We start from the raw sequence: 11,916 nt of genomic DNA, 5'->3' as shown, positions 1-11,916 counted from the left end.
TATGAATATCGGTTTTGCCCCCTTCCTCCCCTGGCCTGTGCTTGCCGCTTTGGCGGTGCTGACGCTGGCCATCGCGGCGCTGGCGATCTACAGGCGCCTGCGCGGCAGCTGGATTCGTGCCTTAGCTGGCATCGCCCTGCTTGCGGCACTCGCCAATCCGGTGCTGATGCAGGAGGATCGAGATCAGCTGACGACGATCGTTCCCGTCGTCGTCGACCGCAGCCTGAGCCAACAGACGCCGGAACGTACGAAGATGACGGACGAAGCTCTGGCGATGCTCAAGGATCGGCTGGCGCAATTCCCACGCATCGAGCCTCGCATCGTCGAATTCCGCGATCCGGCGGAATCGGAATCGCCCTCGACACGGCTTTTCTCCGCCCTGTCCTCATCCATCGCCGACGTGCCCCCGGCCCGCATCGGGGGCGCCATCTTCCTGACAGACGGCCAGATTCACGATATCCCCGGCGCCAATCAGCAGCTCGGCTTTGATGCGCCCGTCCACGGGCTGATCACGGGCAAACCGGACGAATTCGATCGCCGCATCGAGATCGTGCGCGCCCCTCGCTTCGGTCTTGTCAACGAAGAGCAGCAGCTTGTCTTCCGGGTTGTCGACGATGGCAAGAGCCCCGGCGGCACCGCGGCAGTCACGATCAAGATGAATGGCGACGAGATCGCCACGCTGCAGGCCACACCCGGCCAGGACACGCCTTTCAGCTTCAAGGTGCCGCGCGCAGGCAACAATGTCCTCGAATTTGCAGTCGCCGAAGTGCCTGGCGAAGTCACCGGCATCAACAATCAGACGGTCCAGCTGATCGAAGGCATCCGCCAGAACATGCGCGTTCTCCTTGTCTCGGGTGAACCGCATGCTGGCGAGCGCGCCTGGCGCAACCTGTTGAAATCGGATGCGTCGGTCGATCTCGTGCATTTCACCATCCTGCGTCCGCCGGACAAGCAGGACGGCACGCCGATCAACGAATTGTCGCTGATCGCCTTCCCGACCCGCGAGCTTTTCGTCGACAAGATCAACTCTTTCGATTTGATCATCTTTGACCGCTATCAGGACCGCCAGAATGTGCTGCCGACGATCTATTACGATTACATGGCGCAATATGTCGAAAATGGCGGCGCGCTGCTCGTCGCGGCCGGTCCCGAACATGCCGGCGGCAGTTCTATTGCGCTGACACCGCTTGCCTCGGTGCTCCCGGCCGAGCCGACGGGCCAGATGATAGAGAAAGCCTTCTATCCGCGTCTCTCGGACCAGGGCAAAAAACACCCCGTGACGCGCGGGCTGGATGGCTCCGAAACCGAGCCCCCGCATTGGGGCCGCTGGTTCCGCAGCGTCGATGTGGAGAGGCCACAAGGCCAGACCGTAATGGTAGGCGCTGACAATAGTCCCTTGCTGGTGCTGAACCGTGTCGGCCAGGGGCGTGTCGCCATGCTGCTCTCCGACGAAGGCTGGCTCTGGGCGCGCGGTTTCGAGGGTGGCGGCCCGCATGTGTCGCTCTACCGCCGCATTGCCCATTGGCTGCTCAAAGAGCCGGCGCTGGAAGAGGAAGCGCTGACGGCAAACGCCGCCGGACGCACGCTGCAGGTAACGCGCCAGACGATCGGCAACGATCCCGGCCCCGCCACCATCAAAACGCCATCGGGCAAGACGGACACCCTGCCGCTGAAGCAGACGCAACCAGGCCTTTATCAGGCGGAGAAGCATATGGGCGAGATCGGCCTCTATCAGATCGCCAGCGGCAATCTGTCGACGCTGGTTCATATCGGCGCCGTAGACGCCCCGGAATTCAAGGCGATGATCTCGACAACTGAAACACTGAAACCGCTGGCACAGAAAACCAAGGGTCTCGTTACCCGCGTCGCCAGCGCAAATGGTGGCGTGACGGTGCCGCAGGTGCTGCCGGTGCGTGGTGCCGTTCGTGTAGCCGACGGCCAGCGCCTGACCATCCGCATGACCGACGAAACCGTGCTGAAGGGGATCAATACACTGCCGCTCTTTGCAGGCTTCGCCGGTCTCGCCGCCCTCCTCTTTGCTTTCTCCGCCACATGGTGGCGCGAAGGACGGTGACTATGAAGATCGACGTGACCGATACGCCATCGGAAAGCGACCTTGCGGCCATCAGCGAGGGATTGACGGCTTTCAACACCGCGGATGTCGGGCCGTCCGGCCGGCAATCCCTGGCCGTTCTGATCCACGACGATGCCGGCAAGACCATCGGCGGCATCTCCGGCTATACCGCCTGGGGATGGCTGTTCACGCAATGGCTCTTCGTGCCGGAAAGTCTGCGCGGCCAGGGCATGGCCGGAAAGCTGCTGGAAGCGGCGGAAGCGGAAGCAAGCGCGCGCGGTTGCTTCGGCGCATGGATCGATACCTTCAATCCACAGGCGCTGAAAGCCTACCAGCGCCAGGGCTACGCCATCTTCGGCGAACTGCCGGATTTCCCGGCCGGTCGCAGCCGATTCTTTCTGAAAAAGACGTTATCGCCCCGCTGACATCAAGCAGGGCGATTTTTTGTCGATAACGCCTTAGACAGCGATCGCCGTGAACTGTACGACATCATCCAGATAGTCTGCGGCTTCGGTTTCCATAGCCGCAACGGAATCATCACGCCAGGCAATCATGCCGTGAAGCCGCGCATGCGTGTCCGCGGCGATCGGCACGACCAGCACCCGGTTGGGATCGACAGGCCCCGGGAAGGTCAGTGCGTTATAGGCGACCTTCTCGAAACCGAGCGGGCAATAATAGGGCGGATCGCCGATCAGGATAACAGCTTCCGATCCCTTGCGCTGAGCAGCGGCCACTGCAATCCGCACGAGTTCGCGGCCGATCCCCTTGTTTTTGTGCGAAGGACGCACGGCAAGCGGGCCGAGCAGATGTCCCTTGACCGATCCTGCCAGCACCGGCGTCATCCTCACCGAGGCAATCGTCTCGCCGTCATCGGCGCAGATGAAGGACAGCAACCGGTCATGAGGCCCCTGCTCGCGAATGCGAGCAGCAGCGCGGGTAAACCGCCCCGGACCGAAAGCTTCTTCGTTGATGACTTCGATAGCAGCGTCGTGCGACGCATCCTCAGTGAGGTAGACCAGATCGTGCTTGTACATTAGCCCAGAAAACCAGATAGACGGACAATATTGTTCCCGAAAGCGCTCATGGAGCGTTCAAGATCATCGGCGTCGTCGCAGGCTTCTGGTTACCTTCATGACAAGGGTCCTTAAAGTGTGAAAAGCCGGATAGCAGGAAATATTCGGCGCGTCCAATGCAAAATGCATCCCGCCGTTCATTCATGCACGATCGTGCCGGCATCGTATTTTTTCTGGAGCTCCACGTCACCACATGAACCCGCCGACAGCACCTATGACGCAGTGTTCATCATTTGCCGTCTCGAAATCCGGTGTGCATCCCATATCTCTAGTTATATAGTTTCGGCAGGTTCCCGAAAGGATTAAGCAATGGGCATGTTGGTGGACGGCGTCTGGCATGACGTCTGGTACGATACCAAAGAGACGAAGGGCCATTTCAAGCGCGCCGCGTCGCAGTTTCGAAACTGGGTGACCGCAGATGGCAGCGCCGGCCCAACCGGCACCGGCGGCTTCAAGGCAGAGGCCGGACGCTATCATCTTTACGTGTCACTCGCCTGCCCTTGGGCACATCGAACCCTGATCTTCCGCAAGCTGAAGAAGCTGGAGGAGCTGATTTCCGTCTCCATCGTCGATCCATTGATGGTTGAGAACGGCTGGGAATTCAAAGGACAGGATGGCGGCACTGCCGACCATCTCTTCGGCGCGACGAAGCTCTGGGAGATCTATGTGAAGGCCGATCCGCATTATTCCGGCCGGGTGACCGTTCCCGTTCTCTGGGACAAGCAGACCGGCACGATCGTCAATAACGAATCGGCCGAAATCATCCGCATGTTCAATACGGCCTTCGATGGCCTGACCGGCTCCACGGCGGATTTCTATCCCACTGATCTACAGGCCGATATCGATGCATTGAACGAGCGCGTCTACGATACCGTCAACAACGGCGTCTACAAGGCCGGCTTTGCGACAACGCAGGAGGCCTATCAGGAAAACGCGCTCCGCCTCTTCGAAACCCTCGATATGCTCGATGAGCGGCTGGCGACACAGCGCTATCTATTCGGCGATCGCTTGACGGAGGCCGACTGGCGGCTGTTCACGACACTTGTTCGTTTCGACGCCGTTTATGTCGGGCATTTCAAATGCAACATCCGCCGGATCGCCGACTATAGAAACCTCTCGGCCTATCTCCGGGATCTCTACCAGGTCTCTGGCGTTGCGGAGACCGTGAACATCGCACACATCAAGAATCACTATTATCGCAGTCACAAGACCATCAATCCCACAGGTATCGTACCGATCGGGCCGGAACTGGATTTCGATCGCCCGCATGAGCGCGAACGGCTCGCAAAGGTTGCCTGATCCAAGTATCGGAGACTACCAATAGCTGGAGGGAGCCGATGCCCCTTCCAGCTCCTTCAGCCGGCGATAGGTGGCCTTGGTCGTGCCTGGCGGCAGCGCATCAATGGGAAAGAAGCCGCTTTCGACGATTTCGCGATCCGGCCTGCGCGGCGTGGTCTGAGTGACCTCAACCCGGTAGAAGATGACGTGGTCGCGTTTGCTGGTGTGATTGTTGAAATAGACGTGGAAGAGCTGCGGCTTGCCCGAGATTACCAGATTGCCTTCCTCGCGCAGCTCCTTCTCAAGCGCCTGCTCCACAGTCTCATGGCGTTCGACGCCGCCGCCGGGCATGTGCCAGCCGGCAATATAGGAGTGACGCACCAGGAAAATCCGCCCCTCGCGATCGAAGCAAGCGGCACGCACACCAAGGGTCATGCTGCGGGTCAGCGCGAAATAGACATGCAGGGCACGGCCGAACAAACGCACCGCAAAACCCTGTCTTTCGTCTCGTCGCTGGTCTTCGCTCATGCCCGGGCCTCGGCATTCCGATCTGCAATCGGACGAGGGATGTATTTGTTTTGACAATAGAGTGGGCTATGTCTCATCCCATGTTCAAGCTCGCGCATATTTCCGATGTTCATCTTGGTCCACTGCCACGCCTTTCGATCAGGGAACTCGCCTCCAAACGCATTACCGGATTTGTGAACTGGCATCGGAACCGGCGCAAGCATCTTTTTGGCGATACGCTCGATCTCCTTCTTGACGACATCAAGGCGAAGCAGGCCGATCATCTCGCCGTAACCGGCGATCTCGTCAATCTGGCAAGCGGTATTGAAATCCAGACAGCGGCTGCATGGCTTAAGACTGTCGGCGATCCCTTTCACACATCCGTCGTCCCCGGCAACCACGATGCCTATGTGCCCGGTGCCTACGAAAAAGCCATGCGCTCCTGGTATCCCTATGTCAGGGGCGACGATGCTCCCGCGGAATGGCAGGAAGACAAGCGCATTTTCCCTTATCTGCGTATCCGCGGTCAGGTCGCTATTGTGGGATGTTCCACAGCCGTCGCCACCCCACCCTTTGCCGCCAGCGGCTTCTACTCCTCACGCCAGGCCCGCGAGACGGTGAATATACTGCGCGCAGCCGGAGATGCCGGGCTCTTTCGTGTCGTCATGATCCATCATCCGCCGATTCGCGGCGCGACCAGTTTCTATAAGCGGATGATCGGCATTCGCCGTTTCGCAGCCGTCATCTCCACCGGCGGCGCCGAACTCGTCTTGCACGGCCATACACATCTCAACACGCTGCACTGGCTGCGCGGGCACATGGGTCCCGTCCCCGTCGTCGGAATCGCCTCCGCATCGCAAGGGATCGGCGGATTGAAGCCGCGCGCTGCCTATAATCTCTTCACCATCGACGGCCGTCCCGGCGCCTGGGAACTGAAAGCGGAACGCTACAGCCTCAGCGACAATGGCAGCAGCGTCGATCCCGAAGGCTTCGATATTCTGTCGGCATGATAAGCCTTTTTGCGTCGCCGTAGGCATCGTTTCGGTAGCGTTTTCTAAGATACGGAGCTACAATCGAAGCATCGAAATTCCGAAATATGGGGTGCGTTGTGAGGAGCGCCGCATGCCAGCTTTCGGAGCCTGTATCCGACGAGGTTGCTGCTTCTTGCAGCGCTTGGGCCAGCATCGGGGACAGTACAGGTCGGCACATTGTGGACTACCACAGTAAGTATGAGAGTCAAACGCGCGGATACTTTTGAAGACTTGCGAAACGGCAGGAAAATGGTTCATACCAGCACAGAACGATTATTCCGCTCGTATCACCTTTCTTACGGGAGAGGCCGTCGACCGCGGAAGCAAAAAGCCGATCTGACAACCTCCAACGCCTTCCTGGAACGATCATGCCAACGCCGTTAGCAGCCATCGATATCAGACGCGATTTGGTCGGTCTTCTTCCGAAGCTTCGCCGCTTTGCGGTGACGCTGACCGGCGACCTCGCCGAGGCGGACGAGCTTGTCCAGAATGTCTGTCAGCGCGGCATAGCCAAATTCCATCTGTGGAACAGCGGCGGCAGGCTGGAAAGCTGGCTCTACACCATGGCCCGGCACCAATGGGTGGATGAAGCGCGGCGCCATAAGCTCCGCCCCGCCGCCAAAGGCAACGCGCTGGAACAGGGCGAACCGGCTTCCGGCACGCACTTAAATCCGGTGGAAGCCGGTGAAGCGCATCGCCTCGTCACATCTTTGCCAGAAGGACTTGCCAGTGTCTTCCTGCTGGTCGATGTCGAAGGACACAGCTACAAGCAGGCGGCCGATGTTCTTGGCATCCCGTTGTCGGCGGTGACATCAAGGCTCTCCAGCGCACGCCTTTACCTCGCCTCCCAGGGTCATAGCCGCTCGCCTCGAAGGTTTTAAGCATTGCAGGACATGAAGAAAACGCCGCTCGAAGTCCGCTTGTCCGCCTTCATGGATGGCGAGATGAGCCGCGAAGAAAAAGAAGAGCTGGAAAAGCTCATTGCCTCAGACGCAGACGCCCGGCGTATTTTCGATGAGCTGAAGCACGGCTCCGATGTCGGTCGCAAGGCTTTTGACGAGGTTTTGAAGGAGCCGGTACCGCTGGCGCTCGTTCGCTCCATCAAGAGCACTCAGCCTCCGAAGACCAGAGAGCCGTCCCCGCGTATTACCAGGCATTCGCTGAAACTGGCACCGACGGGCAGGCAATCATTGGCCGCGGCCCTTATCCTGTTCGCTGTCGGTGGCGGCATCGGCTATCTTTTCGGCATGCAGCCAACGGATGTTCCCGCAGGCACTCCGCCGACCCCGACACAGCTTGTGACTCGCAACTGGCTAGACGATATTGCCGCCTATCATCGCATCTATTCGCGCCAGCCGCAGCATATGGTCGAACTGCAGGCGAGCCAGCTGGATGAGATCGCCAAATGGCTGGCAAGCACGGTCGGCGTCAAATTCAACTTTCCGGATCTCGCTGCCGATGGTCTCGTCTTCCAGGGCGCACGCATGTCAATCGCCGCCGGCAAGCCCGTCGGCCAGCTGATCTACAAGAACCTCGACGGCGATGTCGTCGCCATCTGTTTTACGAAGACGGACGGCGTTGCGGACGATGACTTCAACGAAACCATCAAGGACGATATCAGCATTGTATTGTGGCACCGCAACGGTACGACCTATGCGATCGTCGGCCCTTCCTCCAATGCGATGCTCGATCAGATCGCTAATCGGGTATCCTCGGAAATCTGATTGATATCCCATCCGTTTTGCTGCTTGCGGCTACCAGCTGGTCGATGGATAATGGGAGCGGTAATCGTATGGGTTCGATAGTCTTGCGGGAGTTTCGACATGTCCGACGTTCTGCTGACCATTCCTGAAATCGATCGGCGTATCGCGGCGATCAGGGAAAATCTTCGCGAATTGATCGAGCAAGCGGCAGCCTTTTCCGGCGCTGCCGACGAAGAGCGGACTTCGGAGCGGATAGCCGAACAGGAAGAAGAGCTCGAGCGTCTGACAAAGCAGCGCGATCTGCTTGCCAAGGGCAACGCCTGAGCAAAATTCGACATTGAAGCACATATCCTCCGACGACTTCGACGCGAGCCATGTCGAGCTATCATGATACAATTGCTACTGACATCGGTGCCAATACGCGCTATGTAGGTTGTAGCGATCAATGAGGAGAGCACTCTGATGAAAAATCACGGCACAGGAAACCACCGCTGAAAAGCAGTGCCGTGAAGGGCCGCTTTATCGGCTCGACCATCAGATGTTCGCCCGTGGAGGGCCCTCATGTTTCGTCGCTTCGAAGAGCTTGTCGATCCGTTCCAGGATCATGACGAGCCGCAACTATCACCCAATGCCTGGCGCTATCTCCTAACCAACCTTCGTCCGTTTCGCACAGTCATGGCGATGAGCCTCGGCCTGACCGTGACCGGCGCTGTCATCGAGATCTGGCTCATCGGCTATTCCAGCCGGCTGGTGGACAATCTGGCCGCCGCTCGCCGGGAGGATTTCTGGACGTCCGAAGGGTGGGGCCTGCTTGCTGCGGCCGCACTTGTGTTGATCGGACGGCCGCTTGCCGGCTATCTTCGCGAAAGCCTGGATGATATCGCATTCCGGCCGAATGCCGAGACCCTGTTTCGTTGGCGCGCCCATCGGCATGTCCTTCGTCAATCGGTCGGCTGGTTTCGTCAGGATTTTTCCGGACGTATCGCCAGTCAGGTGCGCGATATTGGCACGGCAGCAACGGGCGCAGCCTATCAGGTCCTGCACACGCTCTCGTTTGTCTTGATCTATGTGGCTGGCTCGCTCTGGCTGATGGCCTCGATCGACCCGCGCCTGATCTGGCCCCTGGCGGTCTGGCTCCTCTGCTATCTCGGACTGATGGCCTATGTCACCCCTCGCCTGCAGAAGGCCTCCGCGCAATACCAGGGAGCCTATGCCGAGCTGACGGGCGGACTCGTGGACAGCTATGCCAATATCGACCTCATCAAGCTGTTTGCCGATGCCAGGGCGGAAGACAAGGAAGCCCGCTGTCGTTTCTCGCAAGCCCGCGAGACATTCGTCCGGGTGCAGAGGCTCGAGGTGCTGGTCAATTCGAGCATGCTGTTCCTCGGCAGCTTCCTCATCGTCGCGCTTGTCGGCTATGCGGTCGCCCTCTGGCAGTCCGGCGGCGCGCCGCTAGGACTGATCGCGGCATCGCTCGCCTTGAGCTTCCGCATAACCGGCATGGCCGAATGGATGCTGGATGCCGTTTCCTCGCTCTTTGCCCATCTCGGCGCCATGCGGCAGTCACTGGTTACCGTCTCGCAACCCCTTGCGATTACCGACGCGCCGGACGCCAAGCCGCTTGCCGTCACCAAGGGCGAGATCGTCTTCCGGCAGGTCACGCATCACTACGGCAAGAAAGATGGCGGGCTGGATGGTGTTTCGCTTCGAATTGCGGCAGGACAGAAGGTCGGCCTTGTCGGCCGCTCCGGCACCGGCAAATCGACCCTGGTCAACCTGCTGCTGCGCTTCTTCGATCCGGAAGCCGGCATCATTGAAATCGATGGACAGGATATCCGGCAGGTGACTCAGGATAGCCTGCGCCGGCAGATTGCCGTGGTCGGCCAGGAGGCATCGCTTCTTCACCGCTCCATTCGCGACAACATCGCCCATGGCAATCCCCGCTTTTCGGAGGATGCGGTTCTCGCTGCCGCCGAGAAGGCTTCTGCCAGCGATTTCATCGCGGGCCTGCGAGATCAGGAAGGAAGAACCGGCTTCGACGCGCACGCCGGCGAACGCGGTGTCCAGCTCTCCGGCGGTCAACGGCAGCGCGTCGCGATAGCCCGCGCGATCCTGAAGGATGCTCCGATCCTGGTGCTCGATGAAGCAACCTCCGCCCTCGATTCCGAAGTCGAAGCCGAAATCCAGGATACGCTCTACGGCATCATGGAAGATAAAACCGTTATCGCCATCGCCCATCGCCTGTCGACCATCGCGCGCATGGACCGCATTGTCGTGCTCGACCACGGCCGTATCGTCGAGGACGGCACGCATGCGGAGCTGATCGCCCAAAATGGCATCTACGCAACGCTGTGGTCGCACCAATCCGGCGGCTTCATCGAAGGCGACGAGCCGGCTGCCACCTGATACGCAACAAAAAGCCCCCTCCACAATCGAGGGGGCTTCTCAAATCAGCTGTAATCCAGCCGGAGCCTTACATCGCCTTGATAGCGAGCACGCGGTTGGCCGCCGATACGATCGCCTCGAGAGACGCGGCAACGATATTGGTGTTGATACCGGCACCGAAAAGCTTGCCGCCCGGATAGGAGATCTCGACATATGAGATCGCCGCAGCATTGGAGCCGTGCTGTAATGAGTGCTCGGAGTAATCCTCGACGGACATCGGGATGCCGAGATAGATCGAGAGCGCATTGATGAAGCCGTCGATCGGGCCGTTGCCTCTGCCCTCGATGCGCTTCACCTCGCCCTTGTCGGTGATCTCAGCCGCTACGATGCGCTGTCCTTTGTGTTCGGGATCAGCGAAGGTGTGATGGTCAACGAAGCGGAGCCGTGCTTCGGGCTGCGTCACGTAACGCTCGATGAAATGATCGTAGATGCGCTTCGCCGGCAGTTCCTTGCCTTCTTCATCGGTGATGCGCTGAATTTCCTCGCGATATTCCACCTGGAGATTGCGCGGCAGGTTCAAGCCGTAGTCCTGCTGCATGATATAGGCGATGCCGCCCTTGCCCGACTGCGAGTTGATGCGGATGATCGCCTCATAGGTACGGCCGACATCCTGCGGGTCGATCGGCAGGTAAGGCACTTCCCAAACCGGATCGTTGGCGACCTTGGCGGCCTTCATGCCCTTGTTGATCGCATCCTGATGCGAGCCGGAGAAGGCCGTATAGACCAACTCGCCGACGTAAGGGTGACGCTCGCCGATGGCCATCTGGTTGGAATATTCGAAGACTTCCTTCATGCGCTCTATATTCGAGCAATCCAGCTCCGGATCGACGCCCTGCGTGAACATGTTCAACGCCATGGTGACGACATCGACATTGCCGGTGCGTTCGCCATTGCCGAACAGCGTGCCTTCGACGCGATCGGCGCCGGCCATCAATGCCAGCTCGGCGGCGGCTATGCCTGTCCCGCGGTCATTATGTGGATGCAGCGAAATGATCAGGTTTTCTCTGTTGTCGAGGTTGCGGCACATCCACTCGATCTGGTCGGCATAGATGTTCGGCGTCGCCATTTCAACGGTCGACGGCAGATTGATGATCAGCTTGTTATCAGGCGTCGGTTTCACGACATCGATGACGGCGTTGCAGATTTCCAGCGCCACATCCAGCTCGGTGCCGGTGAAGCTCTCCGGCGAATATTCGAAGCGATAGCCGCCGCCGGCCTTGGCCGCCATGTCGGTGATCATCTTGGCCGCATCGACGGCGATCTGCTTGATGCCCTGCACGTCCTTGGCAAACACCACGCGGCGCTGCAATTCGCTGGTGGAATTGTAGAAATGCACGATCGGCTTGTTGGCGCCTTCCAGCGCCTCGAAGGTGCGGGTGATCAGTTCCGGGCGGCACTGGACGAGAACCTGCAGCGATACGTCGGCAGGCACATTGCCCTGTTCGATGCACCAGCGGGCGAAATCAAAATCGGTCTGCGAAGCCGAGGGGAAGCCGATTTCGATTTCCTTGAAGCCCATGTCGAGCAACAGCTGGAACATGCGCGCCTTGCGGTCGTGACCCATCGGATCGACAAGCGCCTGGTTACCGTCGCGCAGATCGACCGAGCACCAGATCGGCGCCTTGGTGATGGTCTTGGACGGCCAGGTCCGGTCGGGAATGTTGATCTGGGGATAGGCGCGGTATTTCACCGCTGCTTCGGGCATGCCTTTGGGGGAATGGCTGTTCGCGTCCATGGTCTCGTCTCTTCCTTTCCCGTCATTTTATCCCGCCTCTTAGCCGATCGAATGCGGCTTGGCGATGAAA

At 59.4% G+C, this 11,916-nt stretch carries 11 protein-coding genes; 8 read left to right on the top strand and 3 right to left on the bottom strand.

Translation table 11 applies throughout. The features are described from left to right. The first annotated feature begins 1 nt into the window (after position 1). A complete protein-coding gene (locus ACYJRZ_RS02205) occupies positions 2 to 2,074 on the top strand; it encodes a hypothetical protein (protein WP_459455657.1) in 2,073 nt (690 codons plus the stop codon). A 2-nt stretch (positions 2,075 to 2,076) separates the two neighbouring features. Then, entirely contained in the window at positions 2,077 to 2,499 is a 423-nt protein-coding gene (locus tag ACYJRZ_RS02200; protein WP_459455656.1) for a GNAT family N-acetyltransferase, read from the top strand. A gap of 33 nt (positions 2,500 to 2,532) precedes the next feature. Here the strand turns inward: ACYJRZ_RS02200 and ACYJRZ_RS02195 are convergent, their stop codons facing one another. Further along, on the bottom strand, positions 2,533 to 3,108 hold the full coding sequence (locus ACYJRZ_RS02195) for a GNAT family N-acetyltransferase (protein WP_459455654.1): 576 nt from the start codon (positions 3,106 to 3,108) through the stop codon (positions 2,533 to 2,535). A 348-nt stretch (positions 3,109 to 3,456) separates the two neighbouring features. Between ACYJRZ_RS02195 and ACYJRZ_RS02190 the strand changes: the two genes are divergently transcribed. Then, on the top strand, positions 3,457 to 4,446 hold the full coding sequence (locus ACYJRZ_RS02190) for a glutathione S-transferase family protein (RefSeq protein WP_459455652.1): 990 nt from the start codon (positions 3,457 to 3,459) through the stop codon (positions 4,444 to 4,446). A gap of 15 nt (positions 4,447 to 4,461) precedes the next feature. Here ACYJRZ_RS02190 and ACYJRZ_RS02185 read toward each other — a convergent pair whose 3' ends face one another. Beyond that, positions 4,462 to 4,953 (bottom strand): NUDIX domain-containing protein, encoded by a 492-nt coding sequence (locus ACYJRZ_RS02185; RefSeq protein WP_459455650.1) that lies wholly within the window; start codon positions 4,951 to 4,953, stop codon positions 4,462 to 4,464. Positions 4,954 to 5,003: 50 nt separating this feature from the next. On the opposite strand from ACYJRZ_RS02185, the gene ACYJRZ_RS02180 reads away from it, so the two are divergent. From ACYJRZ_RS02180 to ACYJRZ_RS02160, 5 genes are all read left to right on the top strand, one after another. Beyond that, positions 5,004 to 5,942, top strand: a complete 939-nt coding sequence (locus ACYJRZ_RS02180; RefSeq protein ID WP_459455648.1) for a metallophosphoesterase family protein — start codon at positions 5,004 to 5,006, stop codon at positions 5,940 to 5,942. 389 nt (positions 5,943 to 6,331) lie between these two features. Next, positions 6,332 to 6,844 carry an RNA polymerase sigma factor gene (locus tag ACYJRZ_RS02175; RefSeq protein ID WP_459455646.1) on the top strand — a complete coding sequence of 171 codons (513 nt, stop codon included), beginning with the start codon at positions 6,332 to 6,334 and terminating at the stop codon, positions 6,842 to 6,844. A 3-nt stretch (positions 6,845 to 6,847) separates the two neighbouring features. Beyond that, complete coding sequence (locus ACYJRZ_RS02170) at positions 6,848 to 7,687, top strand: anti-sigma factor (protein WP_459455644.1); 840 nt, start codon at positions 6,848 to 6,850, stop codon at positions 7,685 to 7,687. Between the two features lie 99 nt (positions 7,688 to 7,786). Continuing rightward, entirely contained in the window at positions 7,787 to 7,990 is a 204-nt protein-coding gene (locus tag ACYJRZ_RS02165; protein WP_459455642.1) for a hypothetical protein, read from the top strand. Between the two features lie 237 nt (positions 7,991 to 8,227). Then, complete coding sequence (locus ACYJRZ_RS02160; protein ID WP_459455640.1) at positions 8,228 to 10,072, top strand: ABC transporter ATP-binding protein; 1,845 nt, start codon at positions 8,228 to 8,230, stop codon at positions 10,070 to 10,072. Between the two features lie 67 nt (positions 10,073 to 10,139). Here ACYJRZ_RS02160 and leuA read toward each other — a convergent pair whose 3' ends face one another. Beyond that, positions 10,140 to 11,846 (bottom strand): 2-isopropylmalate synthase, encoded by a 1,707-nt coding sequence (gene leuA, locus ACYJRZ_RS02155; RefSeq protein ID WP_459455638.1) that lies wholly within the window; start codon positions 11,844 to 11,846, stop codon positions 10,140 to 10,142. Positions 11,847 to 11,916: the final 70 nt, after the last annotated feature.

It is taken from the genome of Rhizobium sp. No.120 (genome assembly GCF_054558365.1).
This window is presented reverse-complemented; position numbering and strand designations above follow the sequence as displayed.

What these genes read in the sequence shown, in the direction of transcription:
- ACYJRZ_RS02205 (WP_459455657.1), top strand. Translation starts at nt 2, where the DNA reads ATGAATATCGGTTTTGCCCCCTTCCTCCCCTGGCCTGTGCTTGCCGCT.
- ACYJRZ_RS02200 (WP_459455656.1), top strand. Translation starts at nt 2,077, where the DNA reads ATGAAGATCGACGTGACCGATACGCCATCGGAAAGCGACCTTGCGGCC.
- ACYJRZ_RS02195 (WP_459455654.1), bottom strand. Translation starts at nt 3,108, where the DNA reads ATGTACAAGCACGATCTGGTCTACCTCACTGAGGATGCGTCGCACGAC.
- ACYJRZ_RS02190 (WP_459455652.1), top strand. Translation starts at nt 3,457, where the DNA reads ATGGGCATGTTGGTGGACGGCGTCTGGCATGACGTCTGGTACGATACC.
- ACYJRZ_RS02185 (WP_459455650.1), bottom strand. Translation starts at nt 4,953, where the DNA reads ATGAGCGAAGACCAGCGACGAGACGAAAGACAGGGTTTTGCGGTGCGT.
- ACYJRZ_RS02175 (WP_459455646.1), top strand. Translation starts at nt 6,332, where the DNA reads ATGCCAACGCCGTTAGCAGCCATCGATATCAGACGCGATTTGGTCGGT.
- ACYJRZ_RS02165 (WP_459455642.1), top strand. Translation starts at nt 7,787, where the DNA reads ATGTCCGACGTTCTGCTGACCATTCCTGAAATCGATCGGCGTATCGCG.
- ACYJRZ_RS02160 (WP_459455640.1), top strand. Translation starts at nt 8,228, where the DNA reads ATGTTTCGTCGCTTCGAAGAGCTTGTCGATCCGTTCCAGGATCATGAC.
- leuA (WP_459455638.1), bottom strand. Translation starts at nt 11,846, where the DNA reads ATGGACGCGAACAGCCATTCCCCCAAAGGCATGCCCGAAGCAGCGGTG.